The 23,772-nt window shown below is 41.6% G+C and carries 18 protein-coding genes, 1 tRNA gene and 1 pseudogene; 16 read left to right on the top strand and 4 right to left on the bottom strand.

Annotation, left to right across the window (positions count from 1 at the left end; genetic code table 11):
• Nucleotides 1-27 precede the first annotated feature (27 nt).
• From D1367_RS04280 to D1367_RS04270, 3 genes and pseudogenes are all read left to right on the top strand, one after another.
• Nucleotides 28-1,548, top strand: a complete 1,521-nt coding sequence (locus tag D1367_RS04280; RefSeq protein WP_118171111.1) for a site-2 protease family protein — start codon at nucleotides 28-30, stop codon at nucleotides 1,546-1,548.
• A gap of 666 nt (nucleotides 1,549-2,214) precedes the next feature.
• Nucleotides 2,215-2,856, top strand: a complete 642-nt coding sequence (locus D1367_RS04275) for a hypothetical protein (RefSeq protein ID WP_147337329.1) — start codon at nucleotides 2,215-2,217, stop codon at nucleotides 2,854-2,856.
• A 555-nt stretch (nucleotides 2,857-3,411) separates the two neighbouring features.
• Nucleotides 3,412-4,101 (top strand): annotated as a pseudogene (locus tag D1367_RS04270) (IS1 family transposase); the annotation flags it as partial.
• Nucleotides 4,102-4,230: 129 nt separating this feature from the next.
• On the opposite strand, the gene D1367_RS04265 reads toward D1367_RS04270, so the two are convergent.
• From D1367_RS04265 to D1367_RS04255, 3 genes are all read right to left on the bottom strand, one after another.
• Nucleotides 4,231-4,797, bottom strand: coding sequence for a phycobiliprotein lyase (locus D1367_RS04265; RefSeq protein WP_118163399.1), 567 nt, complete (start codon nucleotides 4,795-4,797; stop codon nucleotides 4,231-4,233).
• A 75-nt stretch (nucleotides 4,798-4,872) separates the two neighbouring features.
• Nucleotides 4,873-5,553 (bottom strand): HEAT repeat domain-containing protein, encoded by a 681-nt coding sequence (locus tag D1367_RS04260; protein WP_118163396.1) that lies wholly within the window; start codon nucleotides 5,551-5,553, stop codon nucleotides 4,873-4,875.
• Between the two features lie 354 nt (nucleotides 5,554-5,907).
• Nucleotides 5,908-5,992, bottom strand: a tRNA-Ser gene (locus D1367_RS04255).
• Nucleotides 5,993-6,098: 106 nt separating this feature from the next.
• Here D1367_RS04255 and D1367_RS04250 point away from each other — a divergent pair.
• The 8 genes from D1367_RS04250 to D1367_RS31655 all read left to right on the top strand — a co-directional run bounded on the left by D1367_RS04250 (nucleotide 6,099) and on the right by D1367_RS31655 (nucleotide 12,525).
• A complete protein-coding gene (locus tag D1367_RS04250) occupies nucleotides 6,099-6,467 on the top strand; it encodes a 2Fe-2S iron-sulfur cluster-binding protein (protein ID WP_118163393.1) in 369 nt (122 codons plus the stop codon).
• On the top strand, nucleotides 6,457-7,044 hold the full coding sequence (locus D1367_RS04245; protein WP_228674633.1) for a thermonuclease family protein: 588 nt from the start codon (nucleotides 6,457-6,459) through the stop codon (nucleotides 7,042-7,044). Before D1367_RS04250 ends, D1367_RS04245 begins: the two co-directional genes overlap by 11 nt.
• 220 nt (nucleotides 7,045-7,264) lie before the next feature.
• On the top strand, nucleotides 7,265-8,077 hold the full coding sequence (locus tag D1367_RS04240) for an inositol monophosphatase family protein (RefSeq protein WP_118163390.1): 813 nt from the start codon (nucleotides 7,265-7,267) through the stop codon (nucleotides 8,075-8,077).
• 74 nt (nucleotides 8,078-8,151) lie between these two features.
• Nucleotides 8,152-9,102: a J domain-containing protein gene (locus tag D1367_RS04235; protein WP_118163386.1), complete on the top strand. Its 951-nt coding sequence runs from the start codon at nucleotides 8,152-8,154 to the stop codon at nucleotides 9,100-9,102.
• Nucleotides 9,102-10,316, top strand: a complete 1,215-nt coding sequence (locus tag D1367_RS04230; protein WP_118163383.1) for an ATP phosphoribosyltransferase regulatory subunit — start codon at nucleotides 9,102-9,104, stop codon at nucleotides 10,314-10,316. The genes D1367_RS04235 and D1367_RS04230 overlap by 1 nt, the downstream gene beginning before the upstream one ends.
• 185 nt (nucleotides 10,317-10,501) lie before the next feature.
• Nucleotides 10,502-10,726: an indolepyruvate ferredoxin oxidoreductase subunit alpha gene (locus tag D1367_RS04225; RefSeq protein ID WP_104907250.1), complete on the top strand. Its 225-nt coding sequence runs from the start codon at nucleotides 10,502-10,504 to the stop codon at nucleotides 10,724-10,726.
• Nucleotides 10,727-10,820: 94 nt separating this feature from the next.
• On the top strand, nucleotides 10,821-11,549 hold the full coding sequence (locus D1367_RS04220) for an ABC transporter ATP-binding protein (RefSeq protein WP_118163369.1): 729 nt from the start codon (nucleotides 10,821-10,823) through the stop codon (nucleotides 11,547-11,549).
• A gap of 757 nt (nucleotides 11,550-12,306) precedes the next feature.
• Nucleotides 12,307-12,525 (top strand): hypothetical protein, encoded by a 219-nt coding sequence (locus D1367_RS31655; protein WP_220451004.1) that lies wholly within the window; start codon nucleotides 12,307-12,309, stop codon nucleotides 12,523-12,525.
• A 314-nt stretch (nucleotides 12,526-12,839) separates the two neighbouring features.
• On the opposite strand, the gene D1367_RS04215 is transcribed toward D1367_RS31655, so the two are convergent.
• Complete coding sequence (locus D1367_RS04215) at nucleotides 12,840-13,226, bottom strand: hypothetical protein (RefSeq protein WP_118163363.1); 387 nt, start codon at nucleotides 13,224-13,226, stop codon at nucleotides 12,840-12,842.
• 293 nt (nucleotides 13,227-13,519) lie between these two features.
• Between D1367_RS04215 and D1367_RS04210 the strand changes: the two genes are divergently transcribed.
• From D1367_RS04210 to D1367_RS32030, 5 genes are all read left to right on the top strand, one after another.
• Nucleotides 13,520-15,373, top strand: coding sequence for a response regulator (locus D1367_RS04210; RefSeq protein WP_118163359.1), 1,854 nt, complete (start codon nucleotides 13,520-13,522; stop codon nucleotides 15,371-15,373).
• Nucleotides 15,370-18,264, top strand: coding sequence for a PAS domain-containing protein (locus tag D1367_RS04205; RefSeq protein WP_118163353.1), 2,895 nt, complete (start codon nucleotides 15,370-15,372; stop codon nucleotides 18,262-18,264). Before D1367_RS04210 ends, D1367_RS04205 begins: the two co-directional genes overlap by 4 nt.
• A gap of 13 nt (nucleotides 18,265-18,277) precedes the next feature.
• Complete coding sequence (locus tag D1367_RS04200; RefSeq protein WP_118163350.1) at nucleotides 18,278-18,655, top strand: response regulator; 378 nt, start codon at nucleotides 18,278-18,280, stop codon at nucleotides 18,653-18,655.
• Between the two features lie 119 nt (nucleotides 18,656-18,774).
• A complete protein-coding gene (locus tag D1367_RS04195; protein ID WP_118163346.1) occupies nucleotides 18,775-19,194 on the top strand; it encodes a response regulator in 420 nt (139 codons plus the stop codon).
• Nucleotides 19,195-19,688: 494 nt separating this feature from the next.
• Nucleotides 19,689-23,444 (top strand): diguanylate cyclase domain-containing protein, encoded by a 3,756-nt coding sequence (locus tag D1367_RS32030; RefSeq protein WP_147337328.1) that lies wholly within the window; start codon nucleotides 19,689-19,691, stop codon nucleotides 23,442-23,444.
• Nucleotides 23,445-23,772 lie beyond the last annotated feature (328 nt).

The raw sequence follows: 23,772 nt of genomic DNA, 5'->3' as shown, positions 1-23,772 counted from the left end.
CGTTTTGTCAAAATTACTGAAAATAATATGGCATTTTGGTTTCTATTTATCCTCCTACTGGGGCTAGCTACTTATCTAATGGTGCAGCACAGCGTCGCTCAGATCACCCGGACGCCAGTATGGTTGTTGTGGCTGGTTTTAATGGCACCAGCATTACTGTTGAGTGGATGGACGCTGATGTATGGGCCGAAACAACCCCCGCCGCCAGCGCTGATTCTTTGGTCGATATTTGTCTCCACAGTGTTGTACTGGACATTGTTTCAATGGGGACGTCGATCGGCAAGAGATACACAGGCCCAAACTCAAGCCCAAGCCTCAGAATCACCGCCGACTATCCAGCCTATTGCAGAACCAATAGTGCGTCCCATTGAGCTAACAGAAGAAACTCAACTACGAAATTGTTTTCCTTGGTCTGTATACTACGTTCAAAATATTGAGTATCGACCACAAGCCGTGATTTGCCGTGGTCAGTTGCGAACTAAAGCTAGCAACGCCTACCAGCAGATTAAAACTAATATTGAAGCACAATTTGGCGATCGCTTCTTGCTGATCTTTCAAGAAGGTATGGATAGCAAACCTTTCTTTGTGCTAGTTCCCAACACTCAAGCTGCTAAAGAGAGAAATACACCACGACGCGAACAGGAACGCTTAACTCGTCCAGGATTAGCACTTCTACTGCTAGCAGCTACTTTGGTAACTACTACCTTGGTGGGAGTGGAAATTGCTGGTGTTTCTCTGCCGCCCATATCACAAACTGGTTCTTTGTTCAAAGTTCTATCTAACCCAGATGTTCTATTCAAGGGATTGCCTTATGCTTTAGGGTTAATGACTATTTTGGGCATTCACGAACTTGGGCATTATTTGACAGCTAAATTCTACAAGATTCGCTCGACGTTGCCTTACTTTATTCCCATACCTTTCTTCTTGGGAACTTTTGGTGCATTTATTCAGATGCGTAGTCCCATTCCCAACCGCAAAGCTTTATTTGACATTAGTATCGCTGGGCCAATTGCAGGCTTTGTCGTGACAGTGCCATTACTAATATGGGGCTTGGCTCATTCTGATGTGGTTTCCATCACTGAAAAAACCCAACTTTTAAATCCTGATGCTCTTAATCCCAAGTATTCCATTTTACTTGCGGTACTATCGAAGTTAGCCTTGGGTAGTCAGTTAACGGCAAAATCAGCCCTTGATTTGCATCCAGTTGCAGTAGCTGGTTTTTTGGGACTAATTGTCACAGCCTTAAATTTAATGCCTGTGGGACAGCTAGATGGAGGTCACATTGTCCATGCGATGTTTGGACAACGAACTGCGATGATTATTGGTCAAATTGCTCGCGTGTTGTTGCTATTACTGGCTTTAGTAAGAGAAGAATTTTTGGTGTGGGCGATTATCTTATTATTTATGCCATTAATTGATGAACCTGCATTGAATGATGTCACTGAATTGGATAACCAGCGTGACATTTGGGGATTACTGGCAATGGCGTTGTTGATTGTAATTATTTTGCCACTACCGCAGGCGATCGCTAACTTTTTGCAAATTTAAAAAGGAGCAGGACAGAGAGAGCAAAGTCTCTAAATTTTATTTTTTTCCAACTATGAAATGAACCATCGGTTGGGATTTTTTATTTAAATTATAAATAGTATTCAACAATAGCCTTCTTTTAGGGTTTTCAAATGTTAAGAGATATTTCGCCAACAGCATCTGATGATACTCATACCCCAGCAACTCAGGGTAAGCGCATCTAGTTTTGTAGCTCTTGATACAGATAAAAAGCTTAAAACTCTATCTGAATATCAATTTTTCATTCAAAATATGACGAATTGTCGTAAATGATTGAAAAAACATGGGTCAAATAGCTTTTTATGTTTTTTAACCACATAAAAGTGAAAATGTCAATATTACCCCTTGGCTCAGTGTAGTAATTTTGAACTCATTTGTGCTTTGGGTGAACCCCAAAACTACCGTGTCAATAGGGTTTGAGATGCGCTTACCCTGCCCAGAAACTAGCATTATTAAGAGATTTTGGGACAAAATTATTTTAGTTTGGTCGCAATTAAATTTCAGAAACTTATCTAATTACTTGACATCATTTATTAAATTATTTTAATGTGAGATAAATGCCATCCATTAACCTCTGCTTATTCAGATTTAATAGGAGTATGCAGATGAATTATGTTCAACTTAAATTAGTAAAATAAGAAGAATAAAATGTCTATAATCCCAATGAAAAAGAAGAATATTTTAACCCCAATAATATTAACGTTAGGAATTGCAATAGGAGGAATTTTCCCTGAAAAGGAAGCTTTGTCACAGACAATTCAAATTTGTTCATCCTCTGCTATTCCAACAGGTTTTGTTGTAACTGGTGTTTCCACTAACTTTGCTCAGTGTGGTGGTGGTTTCAATAATATTTTGACAATTCAAAATGCTAGTATTCTCAGACCCGGTAGTTCATTAAGTATTTGTTCATCCTCTGCTATTCCAACAGGTTTTGTTGTAACTGGTGTTTCCACTAGCCTTGCTGAGTGTTATGGTGGTTTCAAGAATATTGTAACGATCAGGCGTGCTGAAGGCTTACCTAGTGGTAGTTCATTAAGTATTTGTTCATCCTCTGCTATTCCAACAGGTTTTGTTGTAACTGGTGTTTCCACTAGCCTTGCTGAGTGTTATGGTGGTTTCAATAATATTGTAACGATCAGGCGTGCTGAAGGCTTACCTGTTGGTAGTTCATTAAGTATTTGTTCATCCTCTGCTATTCCAACAGGTTTTGTTGTAACTGGTGTTTCCACTAGCCTTGCTGAGTGTTATGGTGGTTTCAATAATATTGTAACGATCAGGCGTGTTTTTTAAAGCTTTCTGCGCTTTTAGGGGACTTCTATAAAATAAACTAGGTTCTTCAGTATTTGTTATGCCAAATTATTAGTTAAACATCAAAATTAGACTTTAAAATCAAGCTTAGAACGCCTAAGTCCTTAGAAAAGCCTAAAATGTTAAAAATAATGCCTGTTTTTTTGTACAGCAAGGTTTTAAGCTTTTTAGCAGATCAATTTAGCATATAGGAGTCATATTTGATTTCTGAAATATACGTAGGGTGCGTTAGCCTTTGGCGTAACGCACCAGTTAACGATTTAGGTGCGTTAGGCTACGCCATAACACACCCTACAGATACTTAGATTTTTTCAGAAATCAAATCGCACTCCTATACTAAGTACTGAAGAGCCATAAACTATTCGGCATTGCATAATTGAAGTATGAATTTGAGCGATGCCTTCGGCGGGCGTAGCCATCGCTATGCAGTGTCCAAGGTGTGCATCAACTCATACAGCATTTACGGCAGGAAATATGGTCAGGACTTACGCAAAACTTCAGCCGAAACCCTTATTTTCACGTAGAGGCAATTCATGAATTGCCCCTGAGCGCGTGTACTTTTGCGTAAGTCCTAATGGTAAACAAAATCACATTTGTGTTTCTTGTGGTCGTCAGTTTATAGATTCTTATGAATACCAAGGTTATTCAGCAGAAGTCAAAAAAGAATGTTTAGAAATGTACGTAAATGGTTTAGGATTCCGTGCAATTGAGCGAGTGAAAAAAGTACAGATGCTCGCGGACTCGCTAACGCTTCGCTATCATAACTACTGTAATAAATTGGGTAAGAGAGCTTGGAAAGACGTTACCAGATTCACCTGAATATAATGAAATACCGGAAATTACTAAAGTTGATGAACTGGAAACATTTGTAGGTAAAAAAACAAAATTTGGTTGTGGACAGCACTAAATAAGCATAATCCAGGAGTTATAGCCTGGGTTTTAGGTGACCGCAGTTCTAAAACTTTTAAGCTTTTATGGCAAATTATAAGCTGTTGGCATTCTTATTTTTATGTGACAGATGGTTACCCAGTTTACCCTGATTTTATCAACAATGAAGATCATATTGTTAGTAAGATTTATATGAAACTCGTGATGTGCGAAAATACCCGTCTTCGGCATTATTTGGCTAGACTACATCGTAAAAGTTTTTGTTACTCTAAGTCAGAAGAAATGCTGAAACACTCTATTAGACTGGTTATACATTATCTCAAGTATGGTTCAGTGCCGCACATGTTGAGTGGCACTTGTCGGATTGCAGCCATCGCATCGCATAATTCATACTTGGATTCAGCAACGCCAAAAATAAATATTAAACTTTATTCCCCCTATAAACAGGGGGAATATATTGTATTAAAACTAACTCGATACTGAATTAGCCGCCTCGGAAGCCTTCGCAGCTGGTGGAAAGCCGCCCATGCGAATCTCAGAAGTAAAGGAAGCGATACTAAATCCATCAAAACTCTTGAGGACATTTACCCGCATTCGTAAATTGGGGCTAGCAAACCACAGGCGCTCCTCTAACGACATGGTTTCATCCTCTATAGTTAGGATCAAAGCACCATCACTATCAAATTTATAGTGTCCGGCAACTGGAGTTTTATCGGTATCAACCACTTCCCGCAGTAACTTACCTTGACCAGGATTATCTGCATCAGTTACAGAAACTAATACAGTTGAACCACTGTGTTTTGTTTGATCTTTTTCTATTGTGCCGTTCCAGCTAATTTTGGCAGCACAAGAGGCGGAACTAGGATTAATTTCATACTGTTGACACAGTTTGATCACTTTTGGATCATCTAGTGCCAGCGCCTCAATGATGATGTCTGACTTACTCTCTTGAGATTGGTTAAAAGCCAAATGTTGACTAGTCCGATGAGAAAACCATTTACCAGTACTTAACTGAAAAAACTCTTCAATATTCATGAATAAAATTACCCTGCATCAAAATGCTAAAATTCCCACTTAATTATTATTAAAAAGTAGCAGGAAACTTTAATATTAAGCTTGATTGCCCATTTCCTCAAGTTTCTTGAGGCCAATCCTGGCTGCCTCAGCAACGTTGAAATGATTGTCTTTTTCCAGGTATTTTAAAGCTGAAACACTCTTGGGAGTAGGCAGATTTCCCAAAGCTTCTGCCAAACGCTGCCTTACTAACCAATCATCTGATTGGGCGAAGCGCAGGATTTGATCGACTGACTCAATGTCTTGAATTTCTCCCAGTGCAGAGATTGCAGCTTGTTGCAACACTACTTCTTTACTATCCAATGCCTGAATAAGTATTTGATGGGCACGAGGGTCTTTAATGTTACCTAGAGAAACGGCTGCACTAAAGCGTACTAGCCAATCAGTATCTTCATAAAATGCCCGTGACAGTACCTCAAAGGCTCTGGCATCACCCAAATATCCTAAAGCACCAGCAGCATCAGCGCGTATCCCATAATCTGGGTCATTTTCGAGAATTCTGACCAAAATTGAATAACATTCTGGTGTCGGCTTGATTCCAAGAGCAAAAATTGCCATCGATCGCAGTTGCAAAGATTCGTCATCTAGTACCTTTTTAATCAAAGGAACTGCATCATCAGGGGACACATGACGCAGATTGGCTAGGGCTACCATGCGATCGCGTAAATTCGGACTTTCTAACTGAGTAGAAATTTCTTCTAAGCTTAGACTTGCCATTTAATTCAAATCATTTTCTTTACTTATCTTAATTTACTCGATCATTTCCTCAAGCTGTCGCCATAGTGAAGTAGGAGTTTGGCGACTTTACAAAATGGCTCAATTATGAGTGAAAAATAAAGAAATGTTACGAGAGGAGGTCGAGGTCAGGAGGAAAGAAGCAAGGTGTAGGGGCACGGCATGTAAACGAGAACCGCTATAACTAAACCATATTGGTTTGTACGATAGCTTTCCTGCGGAACGCTAACGCACTGTCAAAGCAATTTTAAGAATTTGGCAATATCCTGCTATTTATTTAACCTGACTAATTGTATAAGTCTGGTTCAAACTATATATTTAGACTAGGTTTGAGAACGGAGAGGGGGGGATTCGAACCCCCGTTAAGTTTCCCTAAACAGACTTTCCAGGTCTGCGCCTTAAACCACTCGGCCACCTCTCCAGGTGCCACAAGTTACGATCATACTATAGAATCCCAGAAAATGCAAAGATAAAGAAAGATATTTTTGATTTAATCTGAAAGTCCTAATTCCAAAACGCAAATCCAGATGTCCCGTACATACACAATTAGAGTTCGCGATCGCGCCACTGGCAAAACATACACCCTAGAAGTCCCAGAAGACCGCTACATCCTGCACTCTGGCGAAAAACAAGGGGTAGAACTGCCGTTTTCTTGCCGTAACGGAGCTTGCACCGCTTGTGCGGTGAGAGTTTTATCGGGAGAAATTTACCAACCGGAGGCGATCGGATTGTCGCCAGATTTACGTCGGCAAGGTTATGCCTTGTTGTGTGTGAGTTACCCCCGTTCTGACTTGGAGGTGGAGACGCAAGACGAAGATGAAGTCTACGAACTCCAGTTTGGCCGCTATTTTGCTAGGGGGAAAGTTAAAGCGGGTTTACCCTTAGATGAGGAATAAACATAAACAATTCAAAATCACCGAATTTTTAATACCTGTGCATCTTGGTGATTGGGTGCGAAAAATAGCTATTTTGGGTTGCTTATTGCTCTTGGTGAGTTGCCAAAATAAAAACCAACTGCCAAAGAATGAGGCTCAGGTGAAAGTAGCGCGGGTAGTTAGTGGGCAAAGTTTGGAAGTCTTAGGCATGGCTGAACAACCAAATTTGATTTCTCAAGTGCGGTTAGTTGGTATTGATGCACCAGATTTGCGACAGAGGCCTTGGGGGGAAGCAGCAAAAGAACAGTTAGAGAATCTAATTGGTGGTGCAGAACAATCGGTAACGCTGGAGTTTGATTTAGAAACAAAAGATAAAATCGGGCGAACTCTAGCTTATGTGTGGAAAAATAAGGTGTTGTTGAATGAAGAATTAGTCAAACAAGGGAATGCAATGTTTGTGGGGCGATCGCCTAACCACAAATATGACCAGCGTTTAGAACGTGCCCAACAATGGGCTAGACTCATGGGCCAAGGAATCTGGAACCCAGAAAAACCCATGCACCTCACTCCTGCTGAATATCGCCGTCAAAATCTTTAAAGAGTAGAGACTAGGGGCAGAGGGAGCAGGGGAGAATAATAATTCCTAACTCCTAACTCTTAACTCCTAACTCTTAACTCCTAACTCCTAACTTCTAACTCCTAACTCCTAACTCCTAACTCCTAACTCCTAACTCCTAACTCCTAACTCCTAACTCCTAACTCCTAACTCCTAACTCCTAACTCCTAACTCCTAACTCCTAACTAATGACAAATAACAAATGACTAATCTACAAATTTTTCTAGATATTGCGACAGAAGCAGCCTTAACTGCTGGTGTCGTTTTGCAAGGTTATTTAGGTAAATTAGAAGACGCAATTATTGAAAAAGGTCGCCCTGGTGATTTAGTCACTGCTGCTGATAAAGCCTCAGAAGAGGTGATTTTAGAAATTTTACGTCGCCACTTCCCCGATCACTCCATCCTTGCTGAAGAATCAGGGAAATTAGGTAATCAAGAGAATAAATACCTTTGGGCAATAGATCCTCTAGATGGCACAACCAACTACGCTCATCAATACCCATTTTTTGCTGTTTCCATTGGGCTGTTAATTAATGGCGTTCCGCAAGTTGGTGTAATTTATGACCCTTTTCATAATGAGCTATTCCGGGCTGCTGCTGGCTTGGGAGCAACGCGTAACCGTCGCCCCATTCAGGTTTCGGTAACATCGGAACTGAATAAAAGCCTACTAGTGACAGGATTTGCTTACGATCGCCGCGAAACCTCTGATAACAACTACGCAGAATTTAGTCACCTGACTCATCTGACTCAAGGAGTCAGACGTAGCGGTTCCGCATCGCTAGATTTGGCGTATGTTGCCTGTGGACGTGTCGATGGCTACTGGGAACGAGGGCTTTCTCCTTGGGATATTGCCGCCGGGATAATTTTGTTACAAGAGGCTGGGGGCAAAGTCAGCGCCTACGATGGTACTCCTGTCAAAATTGAGTCAGGTAGAATTCTCGCCACAAATGGTTATATTCACGACTCCCTCAGTAACGAACTTTTACAAGTTCCACCACTGTCAGCATGGGTTTAGCAGGTGGGAGCTTTCCCTGTGACTTTGGGTAAACTAAAAAGAATCTAAATGCTGCTTTGGTGCAAAACCTCTATATGTCTTTCAAAATAGATCGTGGACTATTTAAATATGATTTCATAGATCATCACGCAGTTTTATGCGTTCCAGTGGATGCAGATGTCAAAGAGATTCGGAAACGCTATCTCAAAATTGCCCGTCGCTTACACCCGGATAGTAGTTTGACTGAAACTGATGAACAAAAACAGCTAGGGAACGAATTTTTATCAAAGTTGGTTAACCCAGCTTACGAAAAACTGTGTAGCGATCGCACTCGCACAGAATATATTTTAATTTTGTCGCAAATTGGCAAGCGCCTGCTACAAGAATCTACTTCGGTGACTCTCAATACCGACTTGGGTAAACAGTTAGCCCAGACACCTAATCTCGATCAATTCTATAAAAGTGCGATCGCTAAAATTGGCGAAACCCAGTATGATTCTTTAGAGGAAGCGCTGCAATTTATTGCCCAAGTGAGTGAGTTGAATTTAGTGTATTTAATGCGGAGTGCAAGCAAACCATCCGCAGCGCCCCCACAACTTGCTCAACCCACAGTCCAATCAGGTACACCCCAATCAAATGCACTAAAAAATCCACCACCAGCGTTACCAAAAGAAGACTCGATTGTAGATCAGTATGTTCGTCGCGCTCAATCTTTGATTGACAAAAACCAATTCGCCCAAGCCAAAGTAGAGTTGCAAGAGGCCCTAAAGCTAGAACCGAAAAATAGTCGCTGCCATAGCTTAATTGCAATGGTGTATTTGAAGCAAAATCAGCTAAAAATGGCAAAAATCCACTTCGACAATGCTCTCAAATTAGACCCCAATGACGAAACGGCTCTGCAATGGAAACCTAAAATAGATAGAGCTATAGGACAACAACTTAGTGATCAGAAAGTGACTTCATCCGCCAATAATGGAGATAAGCAACCAGAAAAATCTGGTAGTGGTGGTTTGTTCGGTGGTTTGTTTGGTGGGAAGAAAAAATAATGGTGTATCAACCAGCAGCAGGAGCCAGGGATTTATTGCCCTTGGATGTGGAGAAAAAACGCTGGATTGAAGATAGATTACAGCAGGTGTTTCACCGTTGGGGATATCACAGGATTATCACCTCGACTTTAGAGCGGATGGATACTCTGATGGCGGGGGAAGCAATCCAGCCTCAGATGGTGATTCAACTACAACAAAATGGCGAAGATGATGAGTTAGGGCTACGTCCAGAATTAACAGCATCCATTGCTCGCACGGTTGTCACTCGCATGGCTTATGCAACTTATCCGCAACGGTTGTACTACAACGCTAATGTGTTTCGCCGCACTTGGGAAAGTAGGCATAATCGCCAGCAAGAGTTTTATCAAGCTGGAGTGGAATTATTAGGTGCTGGCGGATTGCTGGCGAATGCGGAAGTATTACTGTTAGTAGCAGATTGTTTAGCAGCACTGGGGTTGCGGGAATGGCATTTAATTTTAGGTGAAGCGGGAATTACCCGATCGCTCCTGAGTGCTTTTCCGGCTAATTTACAGGATAAAGTTCGCAGTGCGATCGCTCATCTTGACCGCATTACTATAGATACTTTACCCCTAAGTGACAAACTACGCGATCGCGCCCAAACCATGCTGGATTTGCGTGGCCCCAGTGCAGACGTGTTGCAAAAAGTTAGTAGTTTGGATCTAGACGAAGAACAGCGAGAGGCAGTAAATAACCTCAAATCCCTAGTAGAATTACTGGAATTAGAGAAAAAATTTCCCTTAATCCTCGACCTCAGCCTCATCCAGACCATAGATTACTACACTGGTATCGTCTTTGAAGTTGTCAACGATACCGAATCTCAAGCGAGAGTTTTAGGGCGCGGTGGTCGCTACGACCAGCTTTTGGGGCTATATCATCCCCAAGGAGAAAACATACCTGGTATTGGTTTTGGACTCAGCATTGAAGATTTATACCAAGTTTTGTTGTCTACTGGACAATTACCACAAGTAACCCCAGCGAGTGATTGGTTGGTAGTACCAGAGACAGCTAGTGCTAACGCCTCTGCCTTTGCTTACGCGCAAAAACTCAGAGATTCTACTGATTTGGTGCGGGTAGAAATTGATTTGGGAGGAAGAGACGCAGACGCTATTCGCCAATATGCAAGCGATCGCGGCATTGCGCAAATTGCTTGGATGAAAGCTGATGGCTCCTCAAAAATTGAGCCATTGCGTTAAGTGAGTTGGGAATTGGGCATTGGGCATTGGGCATTGGTGAAGAGTTAATATTTATAACTCCTAACTCCTAACTCCTAACTCCTAACTCCTAACTCCTAACTCCCCACTCCCCACTCCCCACTCCCCACTCCCCACTCCCCTGCTAGGCTAGAAATAGCCGATACAGAAAAGAGGGAATCAAGAACATGCCGCACACAATTGTTACAGAAGTCTGTGAAGGCGTAGCTGACTGCGTAGATGCCTGTCCAGTAGCTTGTATTCATGATGGCCCAGGCAAAAATGCCAAGGGAACCGATTGGTACTGGATTGACTTTGCCACTTGTATCGACTGTGGAATATGTCTCCAAGTTTGCCCAGTAGAAGGGGCGATTCTTCCAGAAGAACGACCGGAGTTGCAAAAAACTCCTTAATAGTCCATAGTCAACAGTCAATAGTTATTTTTAACTTGACTGTTGACCAATGACAAACGACAAATACTTCGGCTTCGCTCAGTACAAGTGACAAATGACAAATGACTATTTACTAGATGTCCAAAATGTCCACGCTGGATACATCAAAGATGTAGATATCCTGCAAGGTGTAAATTTCCGGGTTGCACCAGGTGAATTGGTAACTGTAATTGGCCCCAACGGTGCTGGTAAATCTACTTTAGCAAAAGCAATTTTTGGGCTTTTGATCCCGCACACAGGGACAATTACCTTTAAAGGTGAAAATCTCGTGGGGCTAAAGTCCAATGAAATAGTTCAGCGAGGAATGTGCTACGTACCGCAAATCGCCAATGTTTTCCCCTCCCTTAGTGTTGAAGAGAACTTGGAGATGGGTGCTTTTGTGCTTAACGTTCCCCTGAAACCAATTAAAGATAAAATATTTACTATGTTTCCCAGACTAAGCGATCGCCGTCGTCAACGCGCTGGTACTCTCTCTGGAGGAGAACGCCAGATGCTAGCGATGGGCAAAGCTTTGATGTTGGAACCTAGTTTGCTGATTTTGGATGAACCATCTGCTGCTTTGTCCCCGATTTTGGTGACACAAGTGTTTGAACAGATTAAACAAATTAATCAGGCGGGAACTGCGATCGTATTAGTGGAACAAAATGCCCGTAAGGCTTTAGAGATGGCTAATCGCGGCTATGTACTAGAGTCAGGACGCGATGCTATCTCAGGCCCAGGTCAAGAACTGTTGAATGATCCTAAAGTGGGTGAGTTATATCTGGGAGCAGGTAAAAGACATTAATCTGGATTTTTCACTCTTGCCCCATTCAACATAAGACCACTTTAATAAGGAAACTTCACCAGGCGATAGCGATGTCTAAGGCGGGGTGCGCCTACGCTATCTATAGACTAATACAAAAGCTATAACAATTCCTGCCACTGCCGCGACCGTCGTTTTCGATGCTCAAAGAATTCTCCCCAATAATCCTTGCGTTTCTAATCACATCTACAGCGAGTAGAAAGGTAAAACAGGACATTCATTCAGGAAAAAATAATCAAAATGTAAATTACCCAAATCTGCCAGAATCCCCATTAACAATTCGCAATTCATAATTACGTAATAGATGGGTATTTAGACACCAAGCATAAGGTTGTAACCTATACAAGTGTCTTAGTCTAACTAGTTTCTTAATTACGAATTACCTTAGCGAGTCCACCAGCGTCATTACGAATTACGAATTAATAATTATGTTGAGTGCTTTTGGCAATTTGGCATCCAAAATTTTTCTGTTGCAGTTTTAATTGAGATATCAACAGGGTTACAGGGAGATTGAGAAAATTCTACAAGGGATGATTCCCGTCTCAAAATCCCACCCAATGGCCAGTTGTTGACGCTTATGCTCTCCGAACCACCTGAAAGTGGATGCAGCGCGTCACCGCTTCACCACAACTGGCTAGAAATTAAACAGAAAACACATATAGCAATAGTCCAAATGGACTTAGGGACTTCCAAGTAAAAAAATATTCCATTGCTATTGTTGACTGTTCACTGTTGACCGTTGACGGTTCACGAGTTTTCAGTCAACAATCAACAGTCAACAGTCAACGACTTTAAGTGGAATAATTTATTTTTTGGAGTTCCCTTATATCAATTAGTTATGAGGATGCACTTAATTAATTATTACGCCTTCTCGGAGCGTCTCGTAGAGAAGGGAGAAGGAGCAATAATTAAGTGCAACTTTAAAGGTTGTCTAATTTATTACTCGCCGAGCGACTAGAAGTCGCGGCTACACGAAACTTTACCCACCTCCGTGGGTTAAAAACCTTGATTTTGTATTAGTCCACGGAGGTGGACAACGCTCAATACGGTTCGGTTAAGGCAAGAGACGCGATAAATCGCCGTCTATACAGAGGACTGATTATTGTAAAGACATCGATTTATCGCGTCTTTGCGATTAGCGGCGTGTCATTAAAAAACCTTATCCGAACCGTATTGGGACAACGCTAGTGTAGTAGCGAATTCTATTCGCCCAATACTTTGAAAACATCCTCTTACAGAAATTGGTATTACACAGATTTAAGTTAGTTTATGTCAAGCTAAGTTTTGTGGACAGTAGCCCAATCCACGGATAAAACTTTGTCGGAATGCTTCAATCTCATTAGGCTGCGGTCTACCATGAGAAACTATTGCTACCTTATAGCGTCGCATAACATTGGTTGCTGATTGTCCAGCTTCCAAACTGCTCAGAACATTACTAATGAATTCGGGTGGTGAGTAAACAATTCCCACTTCGCTCAAGAAAGCTTTAATATCTTTATCCTTTTGTTTCGGTACAAAAGATTTTATTTTGACGTTGATTATCCAACCATGAAATTGATTAATTACAGTAATAAATTCAAGAGACGAGTCATTCCTACTAAAATATTCAACAACCCGCAGTGTCAGACTAGCATTGGCTAGATAGTATAGGTATTGCATAATTAAGAGAGCAGAATTGAGACTTTCAAAAAATAATCTACAAATCTAAAGATTTAATGAGGATTCTAAGTTTTTACAGAAAAAATAATTAGATAAATTTCTCATAATCAAAGTAAAGGGAAATACTACTTTGTATATTAATGTTTGTAAATAAATATGTCGGAGTGCAAAATTTAAATTAACTTGTTGTGTTGTTTGTAACAATATATTAAAATTACACAAAGTTTTGACCACGCAGAGGGTGTGTCCTGCGATCGCGAAGATGCTTATGACATCTTCTTTTGATACGACTTATGAAAATTTTGTTGGTAGAAGATGACGTATTACTGAGTAAAGCACTCTTTGAGTTGTTGAGTGCAAATCGTTATACTATCGACATCGCCAGCAATGGACAAGCTGGATTAGAACTAGCGCTATCGACTGAATATGAGTTGATTTTGCTGGACTGGCTAATTCCCAAACTAGATGGGATTACCTTATGTCGGCAACTGCGATCGCAAGGCTATCGTAAATCTATTCTGTTGCTAACCGGGAAAAATTCTAATGCAGATATTGTGGCGGGGTTAGATGCCGGAGCCGATGATTACGTTATTAAGCCATTCAACCCAGAAGCATTACTAGCAAGAATTCGCTCTTTATTGCGACGCAATGGGGCGATCTCATCATCCACCTTAACCTGGGGAAATCTCTGTTTAGATCAAAATGCCGGGAGAGTAACTTATAATCAGCAGGAAATTCCCTTCACAGCCACAGAATACAAACTGCTGGAATTGTTTTTGCAAAACCCAGACCGGATCTTTAGTCGGGCAGTGATTCTAGATCGGCTTTGGGGATTTGATGATGCACCGACTGAAAATGCAGTTTCGACTCATATTAAAGACTTGCGAAAGAAACTCAAACCAGTAGGTCTGGGAGAAGAATTTCTAGAAACGGTATATGGTATGGGCTATCGCCTAAAGCCTGCACCTAATCGCTCCATCTCTGTTAGAGAAACGAATCAAGATGGAAAGAAAAAACCCAGCCCTAAAGATATGACTTCTGTAAATCGGGTGCTGGAGCGATTTCGTAATTCCTTTGTGGGACAGGTTGCAGTGCTAGAGCAAGCAAAAACTGCACTCTTGGCAGGGAATTTAAATGAAGAGTTACAGCAGAGTGCATTACATGAAGCCCATAAGCTAGCAGGCTCGATGGGTTCGTTCGGTTATCCAGAGGGTTCCCGGTTAGCACGGAAAATAGAGCATTTGCTACTTGAAAAATCCTCCCTATCTCCACATCAAATCTCTGATTTCTCGCAACTGGTAACAGCATTACAGCAAGAATTAACCAAGCCTGCTGTTACTGATACCGCTCAAAGCTTCCCGATGAAGCAAACTTATCGTCTATTAGTAATCGATGATGATGCGACGCTGACAGAGCAGTTGCAAGCAGAAGCCGATTCGTGGGGAATCAGAATGAAAGTTGCACCAAACTTAGCAACAGCCCGATCGCTTTTTTCCTTAAAAACTCCTGACGCTATTTTACTAGATTTGAGTTTTTCGACAACAGAGGAAGACGGATTAATATTATTGAGCGAGATAGTTGAGCGATCGCCAAATATCCCAGTAATTGTTTTTACAGGACGAGATACCCTAACAGATCGACTGAGAGTGTCGCGTTTAGGAGCTAGACAATTTTTGCATAAACCGGCGACAACCCAGGAGATTTTTCAGGCGATCGCTCGTGTCTTACCTCAACCTCAAATTTCCGAAGCCAAAGTTTTAATTGTAGACGATGACCCTGTAATGCTGGCTGGATTATCGGCGTTGTTAACTCCTTGGGGGCTGGAAGTCATAACTCTTTCCCAATCACAGCAATTTTGGAAGGTGCTGATTGCAACATCTCCAAACTTGGTGGTGCTAGATTTAGAAATGCCAATAGTGAATGGGTTAGAGTTGTGCCAAGTCGTGCGCCAAGATGCCCAATGGGGAGATTTACCTATTTTAGTAGTTACAGCCCATACCGATGCAGAATCTCTTCAGCAAGCTTTTGCTGCCGGAGCCGATGATTTTATCAGCAAGCCAGTGCTAGGGCCAGAACTTGTGACACGGGTATTAAGCCGGATTCAAAGAATGCGCTGGCGCTCTCAGCCAGGGAAAAGTCAAGCATGATCAGAAATTATCAGGGATTATTGAACTACGGTGTTGCGATTGGCTCAACTGCGATCGCCCTGCTGCTGTCACTCTGGCTAGAACCATTTATATCTCGAACTGTTGGTGCTTTTTTTTATATAGCTATCATCGTGAGTAGTTGGTATGGTGGCTTTCGACCAGGGATTGTTACAGTTATCCTTTCGACACTGGCAATTGATTATTTATTTATCCTGCCGCGATATCAATTCTTGATCTATCAACCACAAGAATTATTGCGGTTAAGCATCTTCTTACTGGTTGCTTTAAGTATTAATCTGATCACTAGCAATCTTCAGCACAGCAGACAAAAGATTAAACAACTTAGCCAAAAATTGGCTCAGGAAAATGCCGAGCAACTGCGGATGGCTCTATCGGCGGCGCACATGGGAATGTGGGACTGGAATATTGTCACAGGAGAAATCAAGTGGTCGCCAGAACACGAACAGCTATTTGGGTTGACTGTTGGTAGTTTTGATGGTAAATATGAAACCTTTGATACTCATTTGCATCCTGACGAACGCCCTTCCCTTAACCAAGCAATACAACAAGCGCTGCAAACTCACAGCACCTACCAGCATGAGTATCGGATTATTTGGGCAGATGGTAGCATCCATTGGATTGAAGGACGGGGAAACGCATTTTATAACCAAGCGGGTGAGCCTGTCCGTATGACGGGAACTGTTATAGATATTGACGATCGCAAACAAGCACAAGAAACGCTGCAACAGCAATTTGAACAACAGCGTTTAGTGATGGAGATGAGTCAGCGTATCCGGCGATCGCTCAATTTACAAGATATCTTGCAAACCACTGTCGATGAAGTCCGGGATTTTCTGAAGTGCGATCGGGTTATCATCTTCAAATTTTTTCCTGGCTGGGGTGGAACTACGATTGTTGAGTCCGTTGCACCAGAATGGATGCCTATTTTACCACTCCAAATTTCTGACCCTTGCATTGGTGAAGAGAACGTCGAACCCTTTAAAAAAGGCTTAGTCACGGCGAAAGCTGATATTTATAATGCCGGAATTAGTCCCTGTCACATTGAATTTTTGGCAAGTCTCCAGGTAAGGGCAAATCTGGTAGTTCCCGTTTCCTTGGGAGATGAATTGTGGGGATTACTGACGGCTCATCACTGTGCAACTCCTCGTGAGTGGCAATCTTCAGAAATTGCTCTGTTGCGGCAGTTAGGAGCGCAGGTAAGCATTGCGATCCAGCAGGCAAATTTGTTTGAACAGTTACAGACAGAATTGACAGAGCGCAAACAGGCAGAAATTGCCCTGCAACAACTTAATGCCGAACTTGAGCAACGCGTGCAAGAACGGACTGCACAACTGACAGAGACGAATCATCGCCTGCGAGAAAAAGTGATCGAGCAGCAACAAACCCAACTCACACTTTTAGAACAGACACATAAGCTGGAGCTTCAAGCTGTAATTACCCGAAATATGGCGGAAGGCATTTGCTTAGTCAGAGCCGATAATTCAGTTATTGTCTATGCCAATCCGAAATTTGAGCAGATGTTTGGCTATGACTCTGGTGAACTCAATGGTCAGCATGTTTCGATTGTGAACTTTGTCACAAAATCGGTAACTGCTGAAGATGTAAGTCAAGCGATTATGTCTACCGTCTTAGAAAATAGTGAAGCCACTTATGAAGTCCAGAATGTTAAAAAAGATGGTACTCCATTTTGGTGTAGTGCGACGACTTCTGTATTCAAGCATCCCGACTACGGCGACGTTCTAGTTGCGGTTCACCAAGATATCACTGAACGCAAACGCATTGAAGATGCTTTACGCGACAGCGAAGAAAAATTTCGTCAGCTGGCAGAAAACATCCAAGCAGTATTTTGGATGACCGATAATCAAATTCAGCAAGTTCTATATGTGAGCCATGCATACCAAACCATCTGGCAAAGAAGTTGTGAAGACTTATATCACAACTATTCAAATTGGTTAGATGCAATTCACCCAGAAGATCGCCAGTGCGTCGAAATTGAACAGATGAGAACAGGGCAATACGATAAAAAATATCGGATTATCCGTCCTGATGGTTCAATCCGTTGGATTCGCGATCGCGCATTTCCGATCAAAAATGAACTAGGCGAGGTAGTTCGGATTGCCGGTATTGCCGAAGATATCACTGAACTAGAACAGATTAATCTGATCAAGAGTGAGTTTATTGGCATTGTTAGTCACGAACTCCGCACTCCCTTAACTGCAATTCGGGCAGCGTTAGGCTTACTACAAACTGGTATCTATGACAGAAAACCAGACAAATTCAAGCGAATGATTGAGATTGCAGCCATCGACAGCGATCGCTTAGTGCGTCTTGTCAACGATATTCTTGATTTGGAACGCTTAGAATCGGGTCGAGCTGTCTTAGAAAAAACTAGCTGCAATGCGGCTGATTTAATTCAACAAGCTGTAGCGGGAGTACAAGCGATCGCCAATCAGCAAAATATTACCTTTAAGATCCACCCTACCAATGCTCAAGTTTGGGCGGCTGCTGATGCAATTGTGCAAACACTTACCAATTTGTTAGGTAATGCGATTAAATTCTCACCTGCTGATTCTAATATTACCCTGAGTGTCCAACAGCAAACAGACCGCGTACTATTCCAAATAACAGATCAAGGCCGAGGTATTCCAGCAGATAAATTAGAAGCAATCTTTGGAAGATTTCAGCAAGTAGATGCCTCTGATTCTCGCACCAAAGGCGGCACAGGCTTGGGATTGGCAATCTGTCGTAGTATTATTAATCAGCACGGTGGGCAAATCTGGGCTGAAAGTACTCCTAGTGTTGGCAGCACGTTTTTCTTCACTCTACCATTGCCGATGACAAATGACCAATCACCAATGACAAATGACTAATGACTAATGACAAATGACTAAAAAATTGTTGATTGTAGATGATGAAGAACGAATCCGCGAATTAGTACAAGCTTGTTTGGAAGACTTGGGAGGATGGGACACCCTGACAGCTGCATCAGGGACAGAAGGGCTAAAAATCGCCCAGACAGAATCTATTGATGCCATTCTACTTGATGTCTCTATGCCTGACATGGATGGCTTTGCAGTCTACGAAAAACTTCAGGAAAATTCTGTAACTCAAGCAATACCAGTGATTTTGTTAACAGCGAAAGTCCAAGCTAGCGATCGCGCCCGTTTCGCCCAGATGGGAATTGCCGGGGTGATTACCAAACCCTTTGAACCCACCTCTATTTGCAACGAAGTTACCAAGATTCTGGGGTGGGACGATTAATTGTTAAGTTTTGTAACAACATCTATATCTTTATTAGTTTTTTATTTTTCTAATTTATATTTTTTGCTTATAGATAAAAATATTTTATACCATCAAAAAGGTATATGAAATGAAATGAAATGAATATGCTAAAGGAGGTAAATATAACGGGCAAAACGATATTGCTCATTGATGATGAACTGAATGTACGTGAGATAGTAAAATTTTGCCTCCAAGATTTAGCTGGTTGGAATGTAATAACTGCTGATTCTGTATTAGAAGGATTGCAGAATGCAGTACGTCATAGTCCTGATGCGATTGTATTAGATATATCAATCCCTGACGTGGATAGTTTTAAATTGATGAATAAACTAAGAAAGAATCCAGAAACTCAAACTATTCCTGTAGTCTTGCTCAGTGCTAAAGCGCGATGGTTAGATTCACAAATTCTGCGACAGTATCAAATCGCAGGTGTAATCCCCAAACCCTTTAATCCAGTTACCCTCCCTGCTCAGGTTGCTCAATTGCTAGGTTGGGATTTTACTTCACTAATTGATTAAACAAGAATGGATAAAACATCCAATATATAGAGATTTGCAATTTTTTGGAGTACAAAAAATTCGTAGTGACGCATAGCTAACTGTGCATCCCTAGCGTATATACAGCAGATTGCGCTCTCATAGAATACACGTAGAGACGAAGAAAAGCTACGTCTCTACAAGGCTTTGGGTTTTATATATGTACTTCATTTACCTGAAATCTGCTGTATATCTCATTCAAATTAAAATTGCTAGAAATTCAATACTGCGTAGGTTTTGCCTAAAAAATAACTCCAATGTAGGTTGGGTTGAGGAACGAAACCCAACATTTTCAGGGATTTGTTGGGTTTCACTAAAGTTCAACCCAACCTACAAATCTTCTTAACCGAACAGTATTGGCTAGAAATTGCATTACAGTAGCATAACTACTTACCAGGAGATGAGATGTTTTTTTCACTGGAAATCCCTAATTTGGAATAAAATAAAGTTAAAGTACTTTTTTACACTTCAACTAAGTGAATGCACTTATTTCTCTACTATATATTGCCATGCTGTTCAATCGTCTATCGGGTTCTGAAATTGATTTAAAGCAAATCCTCGATCAAATTAGGATGCTGGCTGATCAAATTCACCAGTTGCTTGAAGTGAGTGAAATTCTCAAGATTATTGTCAGCGAAGTGAGAAAAACTTTAGAAAGCGATCGCGCCATTATCTATCGCTTTTTGCCCGATGGAGATGGAGTCATAGCAGAAGAGTCTGTAAGTCATGGATGGAAACCAATTCTAGGGCAATTGATTTATGATCCTTGCTTCAATGCGACATGGGTGGAGCAATATCAAGATGGATGCGTTGGTGTCATTGAAGACATTTATACTACAACCCTTGACCCTTGTTACAAAAAGCTATTAACGGACTTGCAGATCCGAGCTAATTTAGTAGTACCAATTTTAGTAAACAATCAAAAAATTGATGGAGTTTCTACTACATATCCTCATTTGTGGGGCTTACTAATTGCTCACCAGTGCAGTGGCTCACGTCAATGGAGTTCTTTAGAAATTGAGTATCTTCAACTAATAGCCGCAGAGCTACGAATCGCTCTTGGGGAAGCAGAACGCCATAAAGGAAGGGCTACATCCTGCGAAAAGCTAACGCCGCAACTCAATCAAAACCTGAAAAATTTGACAGTTCAGCCAAAGTTGAAGTTGAGGTCAATTAAAAGAACTCTCTATAAGAATTTTAGAGGATCCATTATCACAACAACGGCATTGCCGAAGAATATATCAGTTGCAGACTTAATTGCATTTGACCGATTACAAACTCCAGTTTGGATTTATGATATTCAAAACTTGCAGATGTGGTGGGCAAATCAATCTGCTCTGCATATTTGGAATGCTCAAAGTCGAGAAGAATTGCTCAATCGCAACTTCAGTGATGTTTCCGAGTCTACTCACACTCGAATGCAAAGCTATCTGCAAGAATTTCAGCAAGGGAAAACCATCACTGAAAATTGGACATTTTACCCAGAAGGAAAACCTGTTTCTGCTCGCTGTCTCTTTTCTGGAATTCAAATTGAACAAGGGCGAATGGCAATGCTGGTTGAAGCAACAACAGAAGTTATCAATCAGATTGATCAAGGAACACTGAGATCGATTGAAGCCCTACGTCACACCACAGTGATTATCTCACTTTACACGATGGATGGTGTACCTTTGATGCAAAACCCGGCAGCCCTTCGCTGTTATCGGGATACCCTGCACCCTAACTCGTCAGTTGAGAATATTTTCCTGAGTCACTTTGTTGACAAGAGTGTTGGGGAACAAGCTATGAAAGCAGTTAATTTCGGTGAGGTATTGAGCATAGAGGCTCAAGTGTTCACCACTGAGGGGATTCAATCGCATGAGATGGATATACGATGCACTCGTGATCCAGTAACGGGTAACTCCATCATCCTCGTCAATGAAAAGAATATTACCAAGCAACAAGCTGCATTACAAGAACGCCAGGGTGCAGAATCAGAATTGCGCTGGCGGGAAGCTTTGCTGCGTTCTATGACTGAAACTTCTTTGCTGGGATTCTTTGTTGTTGACAATCGCACTGATGAAATCCTCTATTTCAATCACCGCTTCTGTGAAATATGGGGAATCGAACATCTAGAAGCCCAAATGCGCTTGGGTGCTTTAAAAAACAATGACATCATTCCTGAGTGTATACCTTTAATTGCCGATGTGCCCGCATTTGCCGAATCTTGTAAACCGTTGCAGTCTGAAGAAAATCGTTGCATGATTGAGGATGAAATCTCATTTGTCGATGGGCGAACGATTCGCCGTTTTTCCAGCCAAATTCGAGATACTCAGGATCAATACTTTGGGCGGTTATACATTTTTGAAGACATTACCCCACGTAAACAAATCGAAGCCGCACTCAAAACCAGTGAAGAAAGATGGCAGTTTGCCTTAGAAGGAAATGGTGACGGAGTTTGGGACTTAAATGCTGAAACTAACCAAGTCTTTTTCTCCCGGCGATGTAAAGAAATATTAGGGTTTGCAGAGCATGAAATTGGAAATTCCCTCAGTGAATGGCTAGAGCGAGTGTACTTAGATGATAAAGCGAGGGTTTACGAGGAAATTAGCAAGCATTTGTGCGGTGAAACCCAACAATATGTCAGTGAATATCGGATCGAGTGCAAAGATGGAACCTACAAGTGGATTCTAGATCGGGGGCAAATTTCCAGTCGCGCAGAGGATGGTCTTCCCCTACGGATGCTAGGAACCCATACTGATATTACTGAACGCAAGCGTATAGAAGAAGCACTACGAGAAAGTGAACAACGGTATCGTTCTGTAATTACAGTGATGGCAGAAGGTATTGTCCTACAGGAATCAGATGGGCGAATTACCGCCTGTAACGAGAGTGCCGCAAGAATTTTAGGGTTAACAGCCGATCAAATGATGGGGCGAACTTGCATCGATCCACGATGGCAAGCCATTCATGAAGATGGTACTTCTTTTCCAGGCGAAACTCATCCTGCCATCGTCACCTTACGCACCGGACAACCCCAATTTAACGTCATTATGGGAGTTCACAAACCTGATGGCAGCTTGACTTGGGTTTCAATCAATTCTCAACCACTGTTTGAATCTGATGAATCAAAACCCTATGGGGTAGTCGTATCATTTACCGATATTACAATTCGCAAACTGGCACAAATTGCCCTGCAACAGCAAACAGAACGAGAACGCATGGTTTTTGCGATCGCTCAACACATCCACGAGTCTTTGGACTTGGATGAAATTTTGAACACAACTGTTGCCGAAGTTCGAGATTTTCTGCAAACCGATCGCGTCATCATCTACCGCTTTAAACAAGATTGGAGTGGTGTAGTTGTCACGGAGTCTGTAGCATCCGGTTGGCAATCGATTTTGAATATGGAAATTACAGACAACTATTTTGTCAAAACACGGGGACAGTCTTATCAAGAAAGTACGCTCCAAGTCACTCCAGATATCTACACCGCCGGACTTTCCCCTTGTCATGTAGAGTTATTGGAAAAGTTGCAAGTCAGAGCCAAGCTAGTTGTACCAATTTTAGAAGGCGATCGCCTTTGGGGACTTTTGGTTGCTCATCATTGTAGCGCCCCGCGTCAGTGGCAACCTTGGGAGAGCGAACTACTTCAGCAATTGGCAACACAAGTAGCGATCGCTATTCAACAATCAGAAATTTATCAACAATTGCAGCGTGCCAACCAGCAACTTGAAAATATGGTGATGGTGGACGAATTAACTCAAATTGCCAATCGCCGATGTTTTGATAATAAGCTTAATTCTGTCTGGCAATATCTTTTACGAGAACAAGGTTTTATCTCACTACTTTTATGCGACATTGATTATTTCAAACAATATAACGATACTTATGGTCATGCCACCGGAGATGATTGTTTGCGTTTTATTGCCCAAGCTTTTAAACAAAGTGTCAAACGTTCTAGAGATTTAGTTGCTCGTTATGGCGGAGAAGAGTTTGTTGTCATCTTGCCTAATACTGCTAGTGATGGGGCTTTTTACGTTGCCCAAGAAATTCATAAAGCTCTAGAACAGCTAAATATTCCCCATGCTGCATCGGCTGTGAAGCATCACGTCACCTTGAGTATCGGAATTGCCACAGTGATTCCGACACCTAATATGGTTCCTTTGGATTTGATCGAGGCAGCAGATCAAGCCCTTTATCAAGCCAAAGCAAACGGGCGTAATTGTTCTTGTATAAATAGACTGTCTTAACGAGTGAGCGATGCCTGCCGTTCAATAAGCCTACGCTAATCAAATGCTTGTTGATATTTTTTAAAATTTGTTAACTACTTTCATTTCTTTATTAGTTCTTTATTTTCTGTTTATAAATTAAAACTGTTGGTAGTGAAGCCAAGAGCAAATTACCTGTTCGTGTTTAACTTTTTTAATAAAACAACAATTCTATGAGCAACTGCCCTTGCTGTTCAAACCAAATGCTCCGTCACATTCGCTTACAAGAAACCTACTGGTTCTGCCGTCAGTGCTGGCACGAGATGCCTAACCTGAGTTCAGAAATGAAGAGAAGTACTTTAAATTTGAC

The sequence above is a fragment of the Nostoc sphaeroides genome, from assembly GCF_003443655.1.
GTDB lineage: Bacteria > Cyanobacteriota > Cyanobacteriia > Cyanobacteriales > Nostocaceae > Nostoc > Nostoc sphaeroides.
This window is presented reverse-complemented; position numbering and strand designations above follow the sequence as displayed.